Source organism: Streptomyces sp. NPDC059957 (assembly GCF_042730015.1).
In the GTDB taxonomy this organism is placed as follows: Bacteria; Actinomycetota; Actinomycetes; order Streptomycetales; family Streptomycetaceae; genus Streptomyces.
Window position 1 is genome coordinate 1 of the sequence record NZ_JBHWMB010000065.1, and the last position, 18752, is coordinate 18752.

The following is an 18752-nucleotide window of genomic DNA, read 5'->3' on the forward strand; positions in this document are numbered from 1 at the left end:
GGTGGAAAAAGAGGGGGGGGGGTGGGCCGCTTTGGCTCTTTTTTTTTTTAAGCAGGAAAACAGAGGACTCCCCCCCGCTGGGGGGGTTTTGTCCTTCCCTGCTTCCGCTGCGGGGCCCGTCCGGATCGGGCGGGCCCCGCTGGGCCTAACGGGTGGCGGCGGGCGCGGGCGCGTACGTACGGCGCAGGAAGCGGCGCAGCGCGGCGATGTCGAACTGGACCACCGCGACGCCCTCCGGGGAGTGGAACTCGACGACGGCCTGGACGCGCCCGCAGGGCCATACGCGTACGTCGCCGGTCCCGGTCGGGGCCTGGAGGCCGGCTTCCAGGAGGGCGCGGGGGAAGACCCACTCGTTGTCGGTGCCCTCGGGGGAGAGGTCGGCGGGGAAGACGATCCGTACGGCCAGGGGCTCGTCGGGGACGAAGCGCAGGGCGACCGGGATGGCCCGGTAGAGCGGGTCGTCGGTGATCACTCGGGCGCGGACGCGTTCCTCGATGAAGGGGGCCTCGTCGAAGGGGGCCTCGAAGAGGGGGGTCGTGGTGCTCGCGGCCCGGGTCGCGGTGGCACCTGCGGATGGATTCTCGGCGGCGGCTGACATCGACAAGACTCCTCGAATCGGAACATTTGCGTCCGTATTGACCCCAGCCTCGCACATTCCCACGAATCCGCGCGGAGCTATTTGTGGCGCCACCGCTCTTGCCAACTGTTCGCAAGAAGGCTCTATTCTTGAACGGTTAAAGACTTTGTCAGCTCAACGGACCGTTCGCCGGACCGCAGGAAGCGGAGCAGAACCATGCATGTGCCCGACGGCTTCATCGATGCCCCCGTCTCCATTGCCGCAGGTGTCGCCGCCGCCGGAGCCGTGGCGGTCAGCCTCCGTGGCGCCCGCCGGGAACTCGACGAGCGCACTGCGCCGCTCGCCGGCCTCGTCGCCGCCTTCATCTTCGCCGTACAGATGCTCAACTTCCCCGTCGCGGCCGGAACAAGCGGCCACCTTCTGGGAGGCGCGCTCGCGGCGATCCTCGTCGGCCCCTACACGGGCGTGCTGTGCGTGTCCGTGGTCCTGCTCATGCAGGGCCTCCTGTTCGCCGACGGCGGCCTGACCGCCCTCGGCGTCAACATCGTCACCATGGGCGTCGTCACCGTGGTCGTCGCCTACGCCGTCTTCCGCGGGCTGGTCAAACTGCTGCCCGACAGCCGCCGCTCGGTCACCGTCGCCGCCTTCGCCGGAGCCCTGCTCTCCGTGCCCGCCGCAGCCGCCTTCTTCACCCTCCTCTTCGCCCTCGGCGGCACCACCGACGTCCCGCTCGTCAAGGTGTTCGGGGCCATGGTCGGAGTCCACGTCCTCATCGGCATCGGCGAGGCCGTCATCACGGCCGCCACCGTCGGCGCCGTGATCGCCGTCCGCCCCGACCTCGTCCACGGCGCCCGCGGCCTGACCACCCCGCTGAAGCTGCGCGTCGGCGGCGAGCTGGTCGACGCCCCCGCCGCCCCCGCCGCCCCGGCCGCCGTGCCCGCCGCCGCCCGCTCCACGAAGCCCGTCTGGATCACCGGCCTGGTCGCCGCGCTGGCCCTGGCCGGCTTCGTCTCCTTCTACGCCTCCTCCAGCCCCGACGGACTGGAGAAGGTCGCCGCCGACAACGGCATCGGCCAGAAGGTCACCGAGCACGCGGCCGCCGACTCCCCGCTCGCCGACTACGGCGTCAAGGACGTCTCCGACGCCCGCCTCTCCGGCGGCCTCGCCGGCATCATCGGCGTGGGCGCGACCGTCGTCGTCGGCACCGGCGTGTTCTGGACCGTCCGCCGCCGCCGAGCCGCCGACCTGACGGCCGCCTCCACGGCCGTACCGGTCGCCTGACATGGGCGCGGGCCACGCCCACAAGCTCTACCGGCCCGGGAACTCCCCGGTCCACGACCTGCCGCCGCACTGCAAACTCGCCGCGACCTTCGGCTTCGTGATCGTCGTCGTGTCCACACCGCGCGAGGCGGTGTGGGCCTTCGGCCTGTACGCCCTGCTCATCGCCGCGGCCGCGGCCGCGGCCCGGATCCCGGCCGGCTTCCTGCTGCGCAGGCTCCTCATCGAGGTGCCCTTCGTCGCCTTCGCCGTCCTGATGCCCTTCGTGGCCCAGGGCGAGCGGGTCGAGGTCCTCGGCATGTCGCTCAGCGTCTCCGGCCTCTGGGGCGCCTGGAACGTGCTGGCCAAGGGCACCCTCGGCGTGGCCGCGTCCGTTCTCCTGGCCTCCACCACCGAGCTGCGGGCCCTGCTGCTGGGCCTCCAGCGGCTCAAGCTGCCGCCGCTGCTCGTCCAGATCGCCTCCTTCATGATCCGGTACGGGGACGTCATCAGCGACGAGCTGCGCCGGATGTCCATCGCCCGGCGCTCCCGCGGCTTCGAGGCGCGCGGGATCCGGCACTGGGGGGTCCTCGCGAAGACCGCCGGAGCCCTGTTCATCCGCTCCTACGAGCGCGGCGAGCGGGTCTACCTCGCGATGGTCAGCCGCGGCTACGCCGGCTCCATGCCGGTGATCGACGAGGTGACGGCCACCCGCACGCAGTGGGCGTACGCCTCCGCGCTCCCGGTGACGGCGCTCGCCGTCTGTCTGATGGGATGGACCATGTGAACGACCCCGTGACCGCCTCCCAGGCCCCCACCCCGCCCTCGCTGGAAGTCGCCGGCCTCGCCTACGCCTACCCCGACGGGCACCAGGCCCTCTTCGGGGTCGACCTCACGGTCGGGCAGGGGGAGCGGGTGGCGCTGCTCGGGCCCAACGGCGCCGGCAAGACCACCCTGGTGCTGCACCTCAACGGCATCCTGACCGGCGGCGTCGGCTCCGTGAGCGTGGCCGGGCTGGCCGTGGAGAAGCGCAACTTCGCCGAGATCCGCCGCCGGGTCGGCATCGTCTTCCAGGACCCCGACGACCAGCTGTTCATGCCGACCGTCCGGGAGGACGTGGCCTTCGGCCCGGCCGCCGCCGGACTGCGCGGCGCCGAGCTGGAGGAGCGGGTGCGGGCCGCCCTGGAGCAGGTCGGGATGGCCGACTTCGCGGACCGGCCCCCGCACCACCTCTCCTTCGGGCAGCGCCGCCGGGTCGCGGTGGCGACCGTACTGGCCATGCGGCCCGAGATCCTCGTCCTGGACGAGCCGTCCTCCAACCTGGACCCGGCCTCGCGCCGCGAGCTCGCGGACATCCTGCGCTCGCTGGACGTCACCGTGCTGATGGTCACGCACGACCTGCCCTACGCGCTGGAGCTCTGCCCGCGCTCGGTGATCCTCAGCGAGGGGACCATCGTGGCGGACGGCAGGACCCAGGACGTGCTGTGCGACGAGAAGCTGATGCGGGCGCACCGCCTGGAGCTGCCCTTCGGCTTCGACCCGCGCTCGGTGTCGGTGGGATGAGCACAGTGGTGAGATGAGCACAGCGGTGGCATAAGCGCCGGTCGGAGGTTGTTGCACACCCCGTGGACATCAAGGGTGTGGTGGCGGAGGGCTTCGAGCCCGTCAGGGACGCGTTCGTACGCAACTTCCAGGTGCTCGGGGACCGGGGCGCGGCCGTGGCCGTGTACCGGGACGGGCGCAAGGTCGTGGACCTCTGGGCCGGCACCAAGGACGCGAACGGCGCGGAGCCGTGGACCGAGGACACCGCACAGATCGTGCGCTCGGCGACCAAGGGCGTGGCCGCCGCCGTACCGCTGCTGCTTCAGCAGCGCGGACTGCTGGACCTGGACGCGCCGGTGGGCTCGTACTGGCCGGAGTTCAAGGCGGGCGGCAAGGAGAAGACCCGGGTCCGTGACCTGCTCGCGCACAGGGCGGGCGTCCCGGCCCTGGACCGCGGGCTGACGGTGGCCGAGGCCGCGGACGGGGTCTCGGGACCGCGCGCGGTCGCCGCCCAGCAGGCCTTCTGGGAGCCCGGCACCGAGCACGGCTACCACGCGCAGACCTTCAGCTGGCTGCTGTCCGAGCTGGTGCTGCGGGCGACCGGCCGTTCGCTGGGGGGCATCCTGGCCGAGGAGATCGCGGAGCCGCTGGGCCTGGACTTCTGGATCGGCCTGCCGGAGTCCGAGGAGCACCGGGTGGGCCGGGTGGCGCCGGTCGATCCGCCGGAGAGCGCGGGCACGCTCAGGACCCGGCCGAAGCGAAACGTTTCCGCGGCCTACGCCGATCCGGACTCCCTCACCCGCCGCGCCTTCGCGGCCATCGACCCGCTGCCGGACGAGAACGACCCCGTCTACCGGGCCGCCGAACTGCCGGCATCGGCGGGCATCGGGACGGCCCGCGCGCTGGCCCGGTTCTACGCGGCCACCATCGGGGTGGTCGAGGACGGCGCCCGGATCTTCACGCCGGCCACCACCGCGCTCGCCGGCAAGGAGTTCTCCTCGGGCCCCGACCGCGTGCTGGTGGTCAACACCCGCTTCGGCCCCGGCTACATGCTGCACGGCCCGGCTTCCCCGCTGCTGTCCCCGGCCTCCTTCGGGCACCCCGGCCGCGGCGGCTCGCTGGCCTTCGCGGACCCGGAGGCGGGCATCGGCTTCGGCTACGTCACCAACGCCCACGCCAAGTCGGTCACCGCAGACCCGCGCGCCCAGGCCCTGGTCCGGGCCCTGCGCTCGGCGCTGCCGGGGCCGTGAAACGGCGTCGCACAGGCCGTGCGGGGAGCGCTAGCGTGCCGTCATGACGACCACCACGCATCCCCTCTTCGCCGAAGCCCTCGCCGCACTGGGCCTGGAGCCGGACGTACGGAGCTTCCCCGACGGGACCCGGACCGCCGCCGACGCGGCCGCCGCGATCGGCTGCGAGCTCAGCCAGATCGTCAAGTCGCTGATCTTCGCCGCCGACGGGGTCCCCGTACTGGTCCTCATGGACGGGGCCTCCCGGGTGGACGTGGAGGCGGTGCGCCGCGAGCTCGGGGCGGGCGCCGTGACCCGGGCCGACGCGGCCCTGGTCCGGGAGACCACGGGCTACGCCATCGGCGGGGTCCCGCCCTTCGGGCACCGCACGCGCACCCGGGTCCTCGCGGACCGCTCCCTGCTCGCCCACGCGGTGGTCTGGGCGGCCGCGGGGACCCCGCACACGGTGTTCCCGATGGACCCGCGCGAGCTGATCCGGTACGCGGGGGCCGCGCTGGCCGACGTACGGGAGGGCTGACCGGGGCCGTCGCTCGACGGGCCCGGTCAGCCCGCGTTCATTCAGCCCGCGTTCAGGACGGCCGCCACGATCGGGCCCGCCGCGTCGCCGCCGTGGCCGCCGCCCTCGACCATCGCCGCGGCCGCGACGTCCCCGCTGAAGCCGGTGAACCAGCTGTCCGGGTTCTGCGCCCCGTCGACCTCCGCCGAGCCGGTCTTCGCACCCTTGTCGGAGCCGCCGACCGCGGACATCGCACCCTGGGCCGTGCCCGAGGTGGCGGTCAGCTTCATCATCCGCACCAGCTGCGCCGCCACCGAGGGCTTCATCTTCCGGCCGGCCTTCGCGATCTCGCGGCCGTCCAGCGAGGCCTTGACGACCACCGGCTGGCGGAACACCCCGGTCCGGGCGGTGGCCGTGATCGAGGCCATCGTCAGCGGGTTCATCTGGATCTGGCCCTGGCCGATGTACGCGGCGGCCGCCGCCGGGCCGGTCGCGTCCGGCACCTTCCCGTCGACGGTGGGCACGCCGACCTTCCACTCGACGCCCTCGCCGACACCGAAGACCTCACGGGCCTCCTTCGGGAGCGCGTCGTCGTCGTCGACCGGCTTGATCTGCTTGATGAAGGCGGTGTTGCAGGACCGGGCGAAGCTCGTCGCGAAGGTCTCGCCGTCGAGCTTGCAGCCCTTCAGGTTCCTGAAGGGCTTGCCGCCCCACGTCACCTCGGCCGGACACTCGGCGACCTTGTTCGCCGCCACCAGACCCCGGTCGAGCAGCATCGCGCCGGTCACGATCTTCATCGTGGAGCCCGGCGCGCGGGCTCCGCTGATGGAGGCGGGGAAGCCGTCCCCGCGGTGGTCGGCGATGGCCAGAACGTTGCCGGTGCTCGGCTGGACCGCGACCACCGAGGCCTGCGGGAACTTCAGGACCGCCTTCTCGGCGGCCGCCTGGACGTCCGCGTCCAGGACGGTCTGGATCTCCCCCGCCTTCCCCTCGACCAGCGTCAGCAGGGTCCGCCGGGGCGCCTCCTGGGCCACCGGCTCGATCCACAGCTCGGCGCCGGCCTTGCCGCCCTGCCGCTCCCCGTAGGTCTTGCGCAGGCTGTCGAGCACCGGGCGCAGCGACGGGTACTTCTCGGCCGTCAGCTCCCTGCCCTTGCGGTCGACGGCCTTGACCGGCGGGTTGGCCGGGGCGCCGCCGCGCAGCTTCTCGCCCTTCCGGAGCTCCGGGTGGAGCACCGAGGGCTGCCAGTCGACGAGCGGCAGCCCGGTGCTGTTGCCGCGGACCACGGTCAGCGCTGACTCGTAGGCGAGGGGCTTGGTGACCCCCTCGTAGGTGACCTCCGCGGCGACGGAGTACGCCACCGTGGTCCCGGTCTGGGTGCCGGGGGTGATCGCGACCTTGGACACGTAGGCCTTGGCCGCGAAATCACCGAGGGCGCCCTGCGCCTCCGCCGGGTTGTTCGTCAGGTCGGCCCCCGCCCGGGCGTCCCCGGCCGTCCACGCGGCGAAGAACGCCTTGGCGGTCGCCGCGGCGTCCTTGTCGCTGACCGGCCCGCTGCCCTTGGCGGGCACCGCCGGTCCGGTCGCGCTCGTGTTCCGGGTGCCGTCCCCGCCGGCGTCCCCCACCAGCGCGTACACCCCGTATCCCGCTCCGCCCACCATCGCGAGGAACACCCCGCCGATGATGGCCCCCTTAGCGGCCCCGTTCATTCCCTGTCCCCGTCCCCGTGGTCCGCGGCTCCCGTCCGTGAACACTGAACGCGTTCAAGGAGCCCGTGGAATAGACCATACGTCGAACAGACACGCGCCCCCGGGGTTGTTACCGGAGCTTGACCAGGCTCACACAGGCCCCCCTACACCCAGGTGTCCAGCCACATCCGGTTCTGCCAGGAATCCATCGGGATGGTCTGGCCCGTGTAGATCGGCCAGAAGTAGATGAAGTTCCACACGATCAGGAGCACCAGCACCCCGGCCGCCACCGCCCCCAGGGCGCGGCGGCGTTCCGAGGAGCCGGCCGGGCCCAGCAGGGCGCCGATCATCATGGCCACCGCCAGGCACAGGTACGGGACGAAGACCACCGCGTAGAAGAAGAAGATGGTCCGCTCCTGGTAGTTGAACCAGGGCAGCAGGCCCGCGCCCAGCGCGCACGCGATCGCGCCCGCCCGCCAGTCGCGGCGGAACAACCACCGCCACAGCACGTACAGCAGCGCGAAGCAGCCCGCCCACCACAGCAGCGGCGTGCCGAGCGCCAGTACCTCGCGCGCGCACTTGGCGGTCTCCGTCGCCGGGCAGCCGTCGGTGCCGGGTGCGGGGGACTCGTAGAAGTAGGAGACGGGGCGGCCCAGGACCAGCCAGCTCCACGGGTTCGACTCGTAGGTGTGGCCCGAGGTCAGGCCCACGTGGAACCTGTAGACCTCCGTCTCGTAGTGCCACAGGCTCCGCAGCCACTCGGGCAGGAAGGACCACGTGCTGTTCTGGTCGTTCTTGGCGGCCCAGTCGCGGAAGTAGCCGCCCTTGCCGTTGTCGGGGGAGAGGATCCAGCCGAGCCACGAGGCCACGTAGACGGAGATCGCCACGGGGACCAGGGAGAGGAAGCCGGTCCAGCTGTCGCGGCGCAGCATCGCCGCGTACGGGGCGCCCGCGCCCGCCGTGCGGCGCGCGGCCGCGTCCCACAGGACCGTCAGCACGCCGAAGAAGGCCAGCACGATCAGGCCGTTCCACTTCGTGCCGAAGGCCAGGCCCAGGCAGACGCCGGCCAGCAGCCGGTACGGGCGCCAGCCCAGCTTCAGCGTCTCCGCGATCCGGGCGTCCGGGCGGGTCCGCCCCTCCTCGTCCACCGGGAGCGCCGCCGCGAGCCGGGCCCGCACCTTGTCCCGGTCGATCACCAGCGAGCCGAAGGCGCCCAGCACGAAGAACATCAGCACCAGGTCGAGCAGCGCGGTCCGGCTCATCACCAGGTGCAGGCCGTCCACCGCCAGCAGGAGGCCGGCAAGGCAGCCCAGGAAGGTGGAGCGGAACAGCCGCCGCCCGATGCGGCACAGCATCAGGACGGACAGGGTGCCGAGCACCGCCGTCATGAACCGCCAGCCGAAGGGGTCGAAGCCGAACATCCACTCGCCCAGGCCGATCACCCATTTGCCGACCGGCGGGTGCACGACGTAGCCCGGGTCCAGCGGGAGGGAGACCCCGTTGGGATTGGCGAGGATCGACTTGTCGATGTCCTTGGGCCAGCTCGCCTCGTAGCCCTGCTTGATCGTGGCCCAGGCGTCCTTGGCGTAGTACGTCTCGTCGAATATCACCGCCTTCGGGCTGCCCAGATGGGCGAACCGCAGCACCCCGGCGACCAGCGCCACCAGCAGCGGCCCGGCCCACGCCAGCACCCTCTCCCAGCGCTCCGCCGCGGCCGGGCCGACCCCGAGCTGCGCCCACAGCTGGGCGGAGGGCCGTGCGTACGGGGGCACCAGGCGGGTGCGCACGTCCGACTGCCGCTTCGCCCCGGCGGGCGGAACGTAGCCGAAGCCGCGCAGGCGGCGCAGCCAGGGGGACGGCTGGTCGGCGGGGTCCGGGCCGGGCCCGGCCTCGGTGGCGGGCGGGGCCCCCGCAGGGCTGGGCGGCGGCGTCGCGGTACTGGTCACCGGCACATCGTAGGGAACGACCCTGTGCCGGACCCAGGGGGACGGGAGTGTGGGGCGCGGCGGTTGGGGCGGCTGAGAGGATGGGGCGGTGACCACTGACCAGCCCCGCTCCGCCGAAGCCCCCTCCCCGGCCCCCTCCGACGCACTCGCGGGAGGCGTCCTCGTCCTCGCCGGGACCCCCATCGGCGACCTCGCCGACGCCCCGCCGCGGCTCGCCTCGGAGCTCGAGCGGGCCGACGTGATCGCCGCCGAGGACACCCGGCGGCTGCGCAGGCTGACCCAGGGGCTCGGCGTGCACACCACCGGGCGCGTCCTGTCGTACTTCGAGGGCAACGAGTCCGCGCGCACCCCCGAACTGGTCGAGGCCCTGGAGGCCGGCAAGCGCGTCCTGCTGGTGACGGACGCCGGCATGCCCTCGGTCTCCGACCCCGGCTACCGGCTCGTCGCCGCCGCCGTGGAGAAGGACATCAAGGTCACGGCCGTCCCCGGGCCCTCCGCCGTCCTCACCGCGCTCGCCCTCTCCGGGCTGCCGGTCGACCGCTTCTGCTTCGAGGGCTTCCTGCCGCGCAAGGCGGGCGAGCGCCTCGGCAAGCTCCGCGAGCTCGCCGCCGAACGCCGCACCCTCGTCTACTTCGAGGCCCCGCACCGGCTCGACGACACCCTGGCCGCGATGGCCGAGGTCTTCGGCGCCGACCGGCGCGCCGCCGTCTGCCGCGAGCTGACCAAGACCTACGAGGAGATCAAGCGCGGCGGGCTCGGCGAGCTGGCCGCCTGGGCCGCCGAAGGCGTGCGCGGGGAGATCACCGTGGTCGTCGAGGGCGCCCCGGCCGCGGCCCCCGGCGATGTGGACGCCGAGGAGCTGGTGAACCGGGTACGGGTGCGCGAGGAGGCGGGGGAGCGGCGCAAGGAGGCCATCGCGGCGGTCGCGGCCGAGGCCGGCGTACCCAAGCGCGAGGTGTTCGACGCGGTCGTCGCGGCAAAGAACGCGGCACAAAAGTCGCCGTCGGTCGGTAAAGAGCTAACCTGAAAGGCAAAGCTCAGACCGCGCACCGGGCGCTTTGGGCATGACTCGCCCAAGGACCGTCCAACACTGGACAGGGCCTGATGCGCTCCCGCCCGAAGAGGCGTCCACTGGCAATGGCAGCAGTGGAACAAGAGGAGCTGGCATGAGTGAGATCGCCGAACCCCGCCCCCCATCCGCCGGACCCATCACTTCGACGGTCGCCGCACCGGCCGTCCCGGCCCTCCCTTCGACGGGGCCCGCTCCCGAGGCCGTGCCGACCGTGCACGAGGCGTACTCCTTCGCGTGCATGAAGTGCGGATACGGCTGGGAGCAGGGATACGAGATTGAGCACCACACCGACGGCCGGGGCCTGCCGTTCATCGTCTACACGGCGGACGGCGAGCGGGTGCCCTCCCCGCTGTCCAACCCGACCTGCATGAACTGCGGCGGCCACGTGGTGCGGATCATGCGGGAGGGCCAGGTCAAGTCGGTCATCGGCATGCTCGACCAGCTCTACCACCACCGCGCGGCCCCCGGGATCGCCGGCCCGGTGCCCGCCGGGTACTCCGAGAAGGCCCCCAAGGCCCCCAAGCCCGGCAAGGCGGTCCTGCACGAGGCTCCCGGCCCGGTCCACGTGGAACGGCCCGGGCTGATGGCCAGGCTGCTGGGGTTCTTCCGCCGGTCATAAGATCGGCCGTATGAGCCGTAGTACGCCGAACGACGCGCCGCCCCCGCTGCCCGAACCGCTGCGGGTGGCGGTCGCCGACTCCCACACCCACCTGGACATGCAGTCCGGCACCGTCGAGGAGGCCTTGGCCAAGGCCGCCTCCGTCGGGGTGACCACCGTCGTCCAGGTGGGCTGCGACGTGAAGGGCTCCCGCTGGGCCGCCGAGACCGCCGCCGCGTACGGATCCGTCCACGCGGCCGTGGCCCTGCACCCCAACGAAGCCCCCCGGATCGTGCACGGGGACCCCGACGGCTGGTCCAGGCAGGGCGCCCGGACGGGCGGCGGCGAGGCGGCGCTCGACGACGCGCTCGCGGAGATCGAGGCCCTGGCGGCCCTCGCGCACGTGAAGGCGGTCGGCGAGACCGGCCTCGACTACTTCCGGACCGGCCCCGAGGGCATGGCCGCGCAGGAGCGCTCCTTCCGCGCGCACATCGAGATCGCCAAGCGGCAGGGCAAGGCCCTGGTCATCCACGACCGCGAGGCGCACGCGGACGTGCTGCGCGTCCTGCGCGAGGAGGGAGCCCCCGAGCGGACCGTCTTCCACTGCTACTCCGGCGACGCGGAGATGGCCCGTGAATGCGCCGCCGCCGGCTACTACATGTCCTTCGCCGGGACCGTCACCTTCAAGAACGCGGCGCCCCTGCGGGAAGCCCTCGCGGTGGCCCCGCTGGAGCTGGTCCTCGTGGAGACGGACGCCCCGTACCTCACGCCGGCCCCCTACCGCGGACGGCCCAACGCGCCCTACCTCATCCCGCTGACCGTGCGGGCGATGGCCGCGGTCCGGGGCATCGACGAGGACGCCATGGCGACGGCACTGGCGGCCAACACGGCTCGCGCCTTCGCGTACTGAGCACCTCCGGCGGGCCGCTTCGGGTCGTCCACGGGGTCTCCTACGGCGCCTGCCGACGGCCGGCCGGGCCGCCGGCCGGACCGTCTCACCCGTTCGCCACGTTCCGTAGCCGCCCGACTTTGATGAGTGACGATCGCTCCGCTAGGGTGCCGTGCCCGAAGCAGCCGGACGGACCAGTGGAGCGAGCGCGATGAGCGATGTGGCCTGGCCGGCCGGTGGACGCGACCCCTGGGCCGCGGCCGCGGACCCGACCACGGAACCGGACCCGCACCCGGCCCGGGGCCCGTTCCCGAGCGGCGGCACGGACGGCGACCCGGACCCGGACCCGGGCATGGATCCGTCCCCGTATCGGGTTCCCAGAGCGTCGGCCCAGGCCCCGGACGCCGCACCGGGGCCTTACCCGGACCGGGACCCGTACGCGGGTCCGGGCGGGGACCCTTACCGGGGCTCGGAGTCGGACCCGGACCCGGACCCGTACGCGGGATCGGGATCGGACCCGACCCCGGACCCATACAGGGGTTCGACCCCGGACCCGGACCCATACCGGGGCTCGACCCCGGACCCGGACGCACACCGGGGCTCGGCCCCGGACCCGGGCCCGTACCGGAGCTCCGGCTCGGATCCGGACCCGTACCGGGGCTCGGGGGCGGTCCCGGACCTGGTGCCGGGGCAGGGGGTGGACCCGTACTCGGCTTTCTCCCCGGGGCCTCACCCGGAGCCAGGGGTGCCCGCGCCCCGGGGCGGCGGGCGGCGGCGGGCGGCCGCCGAGTCAGGGGCGGGCCGCCGGGCGCACGGGCGGACCCCCGCCCCGGCTGCGGCACCGGTTGCCGCCGCCGCCCAGGTCCTCGCCCCGGACCTCGCCCCCGAGACGGAAGCCCCGGCCACCGGCCGTCGCCGTCGCGGCGCGCCGGTGGCGCCCGTGGACACCGCCCCGGCCGGACCGGCCCCCGCGGGCACCGGGCGCCGCAGGGGCGCAGGCGGAGGCGGACTCGACACCGTGCCCGCGCCGGCCGGACCGGGGTCGGGCACCGGCCCCGTCCCCGGTCCGAGGCGGCGCAGGAGCGCCGCCCCCGCGCCCCGGGACACCTGGCGGCGCATCGTGCCGCAGGCCCTGGTCGTCGCGTTCCTGGCGGGCGGCACCACCGCCTTCGTCGCCGCCGACAAGGCCGTGCGCCTCACCGTCGACGGAGTCCCGCGGACCCTGCACACCTTCGCCGACGACGTGGACGAGCTGCTCGCCGCCGAGGGCCTCGGCGTCGGCCCCCACGACCTCGTCGCCCCGGCCGGGGCGGAGGTCCTCGACGACGGGGACGAGATCGTCCTGCGCTACGGCCGCCCGCTGAGCCTGACCCTCGACGGACAGCGGCGCGAGGTGTGGACCACCGCCCGCACCGTGGACGGCGCGCTGCGCCAGTTCGGCATCCGCGCCGAGGGCGCCTACCTCTCCGCGCCCCGCACCGCCGCCGTCCCCCGGACCGGCCTGACCCTCGCCGTCCGCACCGAACGCAGCATCACCTTCATGGCCGACGGCCGCGAGCGGGCGATCCGCACCAACGCCGCCACCGTCCAGGAGGCCCTCGGCGAAGCGGGGATCACCCTGCACGGCCAGGACACCACCTCCGTGCCCGCCGGCTCCTTCCCGCGCGACGGCCAGACCGTCACCGTGCTCCGCATCACCGGAACCCGCGAGATCCGCGAGGAGCGGATCCCGTACGTGACCGAGCGGGTCAAGGACTCCTCCCTCTTCGCCGGCACCGAAGTCGTCGAGCGCTCGGGGCGGCCCGGGGCGCGCAGGGTCACGTACAGCCTGCGGACCGTCAACGGGGTCCGGCAGAAGCCCCGCAGGATCGCCGAGGAGACCGTCCGCGCGCCCGTCAGCCAGCTCGTCAAGGTCGGCACCAGGCCGCTGCCGACCTCCGTCCAGGGCGCGGACGGCCTCGACTGGGGTGCGCTGGCCCGCTGCGAGTCGGGCGGCCGGCCCGGCGCCACGGACCCCTCGGGCACGTACGGGGGGCTGTACCAGTTCGACGTACAGACCTGGCAGGCCCTCGGCGGCAGCGGCCGCCCGCAGGACGCTCCGGGCCCGGAACAGACGTACCGGGCGAAGAAGCTCTACGTACAGCGGGGGGCGAGTCCCTGGCCACACTGCGGCCGTACCCTTTATCGGTGAGCACCGCAGAGCAGCAGCCCGAAAACACCGCGCCGGAGACCTCCGCGCCGGAGACGTCCGCACCCGGGACGTCCGCGCCCGAGACCTCCGCCCTCCTCGGCGCGGCCGACATCCGGGAGCTGGCCGCCGTACTCGGCGTACGGCCGACGAAGCAGAAGGGCCAGAACTTCGTCATCGACGCCAACACGGTGCGCCGCATCGTGCGCACCGCCGAGGTCCGGCCGGACGACGTGGTCGTCGAGGTCGGGCCCGGACTGGGCTCGCTGACGCTCGCACTGCTGGAGGCCGCCGACCGGGTCGTCGCCGTCGAGATCGACGACATCCTGGCCGCCGCGCTGCCCGCCACCATCGAGGCGCGGATGCCGGAGCGCAAGGACCGCTTCACGCTGGTCCACTCCGACGCGATGCTGGTCAAGGAGCTGCCCGGCCCGCCGCCGACCGCGCTCGTCGCGAACCTCCCCTACAACGTGGCCGTGCCGGTCCTGCTCACCATGCTCGACCGCTTCCCGAGCATCGAGCGGACCCTGGTCATGGTGCAGGCCGAGGTCGCCGACCGACTGGCCGCCGAGCCCGGCAACAAGGTCTACGGGGTCCCCTCGGTCAAGGCCAACTGGTACGCGGACGTCAAGCGGGCCGGCGCCATCGGCCGCAAGGTCTTCTGGCCCGCCCCGAACGTCGACTCCGGACTCGTCTCCCTGGTCCGCCGGGCGGAGCCGGTCAAGACCACCGCGACCAAGGCCGAGGTCTTCGCGGTCGTCGACGCCGCCTTCGCGCAGCGCCGCAAGACGCTGCGCGCGGCGCTGTCCGGCTGGGCCGGGTCCGCCGCGGGCGCCGAGGCGGCTCTGGTCGCCGCCGGGGTCTCCCCGCAGGCCCGCGGCGAGTCCCTCACCGTCGAGGAGTTCGCGGCGATCGCCGAGCACAAGCCCGCCGCGGAGAGGCCCGCGCTGTGAGCGGGACGATCACCGTACGGGTCCCCGCAAAGGTCAACGTCCAGCTCGCGGTGGGCGCGGCCCGGCCGGACGGCTTCCACGACCTCGCCAACGTCTTCCTGGCGGTCTCCCTCCACGACGAGGTCACCGCGACCACGGCCGGCGAACTGACCGTGACCTGCGCCGGGCCGGACGCCGACCAGGTGCCGCTCGACCGGACCAACCTCGCGGCCCGGGCCGCGGAGATCCTCGCGGAGCGGGCCGGGCTGAGCCCCGACGTCCACCTCCACATCGAGAAGCGGATCCCGGTGGCCGGCGGCATGGCCGGCGGCAGCGCCGACGGGGCGGCCGCCCTGCTCGCCTGCGACGCCCTCTGGGGCCTGAAGACCCCGGCCCCGGAACTCCTCGCCATCTGCGCGGAGCTGGGCAGCGACGTGCCGTTCAGCCTGGTCGGCGGGGCGGCGCTGGGTACCGGGCGCGGGGAGATCCTGACCCCGGTGGCCGCCGGCACCTTCCACTGGGTGTTCGCGGTGGCCGACGGCGGGCTCTCCACCCCGGCGGTGTTCCGCGAGTTCGACCGGCTCACCGCCGGCACGGAGGTCCCCGCCCCGCAGGCCTCCCCGGCCCTCCTCGCGGCCCTGGCCTCCGGCGACCCGGACGAGCTGGCCGCGACCCTGGCCAACGGGCTCCAGCCCGCCGCCCTTTCGCTGCGGCCGTCGCTGGCGGACACCCTCGCGGCGGGCACCGGGGCCGGAGCCCTGGCCGGGCTGGTCTCCGGATCCGGCCCCACGACGGCCTTCCTGGTCCGCGACGCGGAGTCGGCGATGAAGGTCGCGGCGGCCCTCGACGCCTCCGGCACCTGCCGCAGCACGCACGTGGCGACGAGCCCGGCCCCGGGCGCGACCCTCCTCTGACCGGCCGTCTGCGGCCCCGCCGCCGGGACCTCGGGCCGGGGCACCACCCCCGGGTACCCAGGCGGGAGTGAGTACCCGCGCCCTGTTCCGGCCCCCGCCCGCGCGGGACCGTAACCCCATGGGAGCCAGCGCAAGCGACATCGCCACCGCCACCCCCGCCACGCGGGACCGCTACGTCGACCTGCTCCGGGTCGCCTCGCTCGGGACCGTCATCGCGGGTCACTGGCTGATGGCCGCCGTCAGCACCGACGGCATAGGGAACCTGCTCGCCGTCGTGCCGCCGCTCCAGGTGCTCACCTGGGCGCTGCAGGTCATGCCGGTGTTCTTCTTCGTCGGCGGCTTCTCGCACGCCCTGTCCTACCGGTCCCTCGCGCGCCGCACCGACGGCCCGGTGTACGCCGCCTTCCTGCGGGCCCGGCTCCGCCGGCTGCTGCGGCCCACCCTGGTGTTCGTCGCCGTATGGACCGCCGTCGCCCTCGTCGCGCAGCTCCTCGGCGGGGGCGGCGGGCGACTGTCCGGGGCCGCGTTCCGGCTGGTCACGCAGCCGCTGTGGTTCATCGGGATCTACCTCGCGATGGTCGCCCTCACCCCGCCCCTGCTGAGGCTGCACGAGCGCCACGGCTGGGCCGCCTTCGGGGCCCTGGCCGCGGCCGCCGCCGTCGTCGACCTGCTGCGCTTCGCGGGCGGTGTCCCGTACGCCGAGTTCCTGAACTTCGCCTTCGTCTGGCTCGCCGTGCATCAGCTGGGCTTCCTGCGCGCCGACGGGCGGCTCCGCCGTCCCGGCGTCCTCGCCGCCGCCGGGCTCGCCGGGGCCGTCCTGCTGGTGGCGTACGGTCCGTACCCGCTGTCCATGGTCGGGATGCCCGGGGAGAAGGTCTCCAACATGGCCCCGCCCACCCTCGCCCTGCTCGCGCACGGGATCTGGCTCGTGGGCGCCGTGGAGCTGCTCAGGGGCCCCGCCGCCGCCTGGCTGGCCCGGCCCCGGGTCTGGCGCGGCGTGGTCGCCGCCAACGGGGTCGCCATGACGGCCTTCCTCTGGCACCTCACCGCGATGCTCGCCGTGTACGCCGCCCAGCTCGGCCTCGGCTTCGCCCTGCCCGAGCCCGCCGGGGCCGCCTGGTGGGCCCAGGTCCCCGTCCGGTTCCTCGCCGCCGCCGCGCTGACCTGCGTACTCGTCGCGGTCTTCCGGCGCTTCGAGGCACCTGCCGCAGGCAGCACGAGCAGCGCCGGCCCCCGCTCCGGCCCCCGCGCCGCCCTCGGCACCGCGCTCTGTCTCCTCGGGATCCTCGGACTCTCCACGACCGGCCTCGGCGGGCTCCTGGAAGGCCACAGCGCCACCCTGATCGCGCTCCCGGTCACCGCGCCCGCCGCGATCGGCATGGCCCTGGGCGGCTGGCTGCTGGTGGAACGGTCCGGCACTTCGCGGAGTTAGGCTGAGGGGCTGATCCACACCCCTTCCCTGGAGCGCTCCTGATGGCCGTCAACCTGGTCAATGTCGAGGCAGTCAGCAAGGTGTACGGCACCCGTACCCTGCTCGACGGCATCTCCCTCGGCGTATCCGAGGGGGACCGGATCGGTGTCGTAGGCCGCAACGGCGACGGCAAGACCACCCTCATCCGCATGCTCGCCAAGCTGGAGGAACCCGACACCGGCCGGGTCACCCAGAACAGCGGCCTGCACATGGGCGTGCTCACCCAGCACGACTCCCTCGACCCCAAGGCCACCGTCCGTCACGAGATCATCGGGGACATGGCCGACCACGAGTGGGCCGGCAACTCCAAGATCCGCGACGTGCTGACCGGCCTGTTCGGCGGGCTCGACCTGCCCGGCTTCGGCCAGGGACTCGACACGGTCATCGGGCCGCTCTCCGGTGGCGAGCGCCGCCGCATCGCGCTCGCCAAGCTGCTCATCGCCGACCAGGACCTCCTCGTACTCGACGAGCCCACCAACCACCTCGACGTCGAGGGCATCTCCTGGCTGGCCAAGCACCTTCAGGAGCGCCGCTCCGCGCTCGTCTGCGTCACCCACGACCGGTGGTTCCTCGATCAGGTCTGCACCCGCATGTGGGACGTGCAGCGCGGAGAGGTCCACGAGTACGAGGGCGGCTACAGCGACTACGTCTTCGCCCGCGCCGAGCGCGACCGCATCGCCGCGACCGAGGAGTCCAAGCGGCAGAACCTGATGCGCAAGGAGCTGGCCTGGCTGCGCCGCGGCGCCCCGGCCCGCACCTCCAAGCCGCGCTACCGCATCGAGGCCGCCAACGAGCTGATCGCCGACGTGCCGCCGCCGCGCGACAAGTCCGCGCTGATGAAGTTCGCGAACGCCCGCCTCGGCAAGACGGTGTTCGACCTGGAGGACGTGACCGTCCAGGCCGGCCCCAAGACCCTCCTCAAGCACCTCACCTGGCACCTGGGCCCCGGCGACCGCGTAGGTCTCGTCGGCGTCAACGGCGCCGGCAAGACCTCCCTGCTGCGCGCCCTCGGCGAGGCCGCCCGCACCCAGGGCGAGGTCCAGCCGGCCGCCGGCACCGTGACCGTCGGCAAGACCGTCAAGCTGGCCTACCTCTCCCAGGAGGTCGGCGAACTCGACCCGTCCCTGCGGGTCCTGGAGGCCGTCCAGCGCGTCCGCGACCGGGTCGACCTCGGCCAGGGCCGCGAGATGACGGCCGGGCAGCTGTGCGAGCAGTTCGGCTTCACCAAGGAGAAGCAGTGGACGCCCGTCGGCGACCTCTCCGGTGGCGAGCGGCGCCGGCTGCAGATCCTGCGCCTGCTGATGGACGAGCCCAACGTCCTCTTCCTCGACGAGCCCACCAACGACCTCGACATCGAGACCCTGACCCAGCTGGAGGACCTCCTCGACGGCTGGCCCGGGTCGATGATCGTGATCTCGCACGACCGGTTCTTCATCGAGCGCACCACCGACACGGTCATGGCCCTGCTGGGCGACGCGAGCCTGCGGATGCTGCCGCGCGGCCTCGACGAGTACCTGGAGCGCCGCCAGAAGATGATCGACGCGGCCGCTCCGGTGTCCGCCCCGGCCGCCGCCGGAAAGTCCTCGGCCTCCGGGGACGCGCGCGCCGCGAAGAAGGAGCTGCAGAAGATCGAGCGGCAGCTCAACAAGATGACGGACCGCGAGAGCAGCCTGCACGCCCAGATCGCCGAGAACTCCACAGACTTCGACAAGGTCGCCAAGCTCGACGCCGAGCTGCGGGAACTCATCTCGGACCGGGACGAGTTGGAGATGCGCTGGCTGGAGCTCGCCGAGGACGCGTAGGGCGCGTCCCGCCTCCGGGGCCCGCGCGCCCCAACTGGCCGATAACGACGGCATCACGGGCCGGTCCTCCCTTGGGTACAGGGGTCGGACCGGCCCGGCGCGGTTCTCGTCGTCAGTGATAGAAAGGGCT

At 73.6% G+C, this 18752-nt stretch carries 16 protein-coding genes; 13 read left to right on the top strand and 3 right to left on the bottom strand.

Features of this window, described 5'->3' with window-relative positions:
- Positions 1–145: 145 nt before the first annotated feature.
- A complete protein-coding gene (locus ACFWBW_RS32140; RefSeq protein ID WP_385380038.1) occupies positions 146–598 on the bottom strand; it encodes an SsgA family sporulation/cell division regulator in 453 nt (150 codons plus the stop codon).
- A gap of 195 nt (positions 599–793) precedes the next feature.
- Here ACFWBW_RS32140 and ACFWBW_RS32145 point away from each other — a divergent pair, with 195 nt between their 5' ends.
- The 5 genes from ACFWBW_RS32145 to ACFWBW_RS32165 all read left to right on the top strand — a co-directional run bounded on the left by ACFWBW_RS32145 (position 794) and on the right by ACFWBW_RS32165 (position 5143).
- Positions 794–1858 (top strand): energy-coupling factor ABC transporter permease, encoded by a 1065-nt coding sequence (locus ACFWBW_RS32145; protein ID WP_385380041.1) that lies wholly within the window; start codon positions 794–796, stop codon positions 1856–1858.
- Between the two features lies 1 nt (position 1859).
- Entirely contained in the window at positions 1860–2621 is a 762-nt protein-coding gene (gene cbiQ, locus ACFWBW_RS32150) for a cobalt ECF transporter T component CbiQ (protein ID WP_385380044.1), read from the top strand.
- The gene (locus ACFWBW_RS32155) at positions 2609–3397 is read left to right on the top strand and encodes an energy-coupling factor ABC transporter ATP-binding protein (RefSeq protein ID WP_385380047.1); all 789 of its coding nucleotides are present in this window, start codon (positions 2609–2611) and stop codon (positions 3395–3397) included. Before cbiQ ends, ACFWBW_RS32155 begins: the two co-directional genes overlap by 13 nt.
- A gap of 62 nt (positions 3398–3459) precedes the next feature.
- Positions 3460–4626, top strand: a complete 1167-nt coding sequence (locus tag ACFWBW_RS32160) for a serine hydrolase domain-containing protein (protein ID WP_385380050.1) — start codon at positions 3460–3462, stop codon at positions 4624–4626.
- 43 nt (positions 4627–4669) lie between these two features.
- Complete coding sequence (locus tag ACFWBW_RS32165) at positions 4670–5143, top strand: YbaK/EbsC family protein (protein WP_385380053.1); 474 nt, start codon at positions 4670–4672, stop codon at positions 5141–5143.
- A gap of 41 nt (positions 5144–5184) precedes the next feature.
- Here the strand turns inward: ACFWBW_RS32165 and ACFWBW_RS32170 are convergent, their stop codons facing one another.
- The gene (locus tag ACFWBW_RS32170; RefSeq protein WP_385380056.1) at positions 5185–6831 is read right to left on the bottom strand and encodes a penicillin-binding transpeptidase domain-containing protein; all 1647 of its coding nucleotides are present in this window, start codon (positions 6829–6831) and stop codon (positions 5185–5187) included.
- Positions 6832–6974: 143 nt separating this feature from the next.
- Complete coding sequence (locus tag ACFWBW_RS32175) at positions 6975–8756, bottom strand: dolichyl-phosphate-mannose--protein mannosyltransferase (protein WP_385380059.1); 1782 nt, start codon at positions 8754–8756, stop codon at positions 6975–6977.
- Positions 8757–8844: 88 nt separating this feature from the next.
- On the opposite strand from ACFWBW_RS32175, the gene rsmI reads away from it, so the two are divergent.
- The 8 genes from rsmI to ACFWBW_RS32215 all read left to right on the top strand — a co-directional run bounded on the left by rsmI (position 8845) and on the right by ACFWBW_RS32215 (position 18622).
- Positions 8845–9783, top strand: coding sequence for a 16S rRNA (cytidine(1402)-2'-O)-methyltransferase (gene rsmI / locus ACFWBW_RS32180; protein ID WP_385380062.1), 939 nt, complete (start codon positions 8845–8847; stop codon positions 9781–9783).
- A 283-nt stretch (positions 9784–10066) separates the two neighbouring features.
- A complete protein-coding gene (locus ACFWBW_RS32185) occupies positions 10067–10447 on the top strand; it encodes a hypothetical protein (RefSeq protein ID WP_385380124.1) in 381 nt (126 codons plus the stop codon).
- 10 nt (positions 10448–10457) lie between these two features.
- Positions 10458–11336: a TatD family hydrolase gene (locus ACFWBW_RS32190; protein ID WP_385380065.1), complete on the top strand. Its 879-nt coding sequence runs from the start codon at positions 10458–10460 to the stop codon at positions 11334–11336.
- A gap of 724 nt (positions 11337–12060) precedes the next feature.
- The gene (locus ACFWBW_RS32195) at positions 12061–13506 is read left to right on the top strand and encodes a ubiquitin-like domain-containing protein (RefSeq protein WP_385380067.1); all 1446 of its coding nucleotides are present in this window, start codon (positions 12061–12063) and stop codon (positions 13504–13506) included.
- 110 nt (positions 13507–13616) lie between these two features.
- On the top strand, positions 13617–14456 hold the full coding sequence (rsmA, locus tag ACFWBW_RS32200) for a 16S rRNA (adenine(1518)-N(6)/adenine(1519)-N(6))-dimethyltransferase RsmA (protein WP_327309406.1): 840 nt from the start codon (positions 13617–13619) through the stop codon (positions 14454–14456).
- Positions 14453–15349: a 4-(cytidine 5'-diphospho)-2-C-methyl-D-erythritol kinase gene (locus ACFWBW_RS32205; RefSeq protein WP_385380070.1), complete on the top strand. Its 897-nt coding sequence runs from the start codon at positions 14453–14455 to the stop codon at positions 15347–15349. Before rsmA ends, ACFWBW_RS32205 begins: the two co-directional genes overlap by 4 nt.
- A 118-nt stretch (positions 15350–15467) precedes the next feature.
- A complete protein-coding gene (locus tag ACFWBW_RS32210; protein ID WP_385380073.1) occupies positions 15468–16781 on the top strand; it encodes an acyltransferase in 1314 nt (437 codons plus the stop codon).
- Positions 16782–16822: 41 nt separating this feature from the next.
- A complete protein-coding gene (locus ACFWBW_RS32215; RefSeq protein ID WP_385380076.1) occupies positions 16823–18622 on the top strand; it encodes an ABC-F family ATP-binding cassette domain-containing protein in 1800 nt (599 codons plus the stop codon).
- Positions 18623–18752 lie beyond the last annotated feature (130 nt).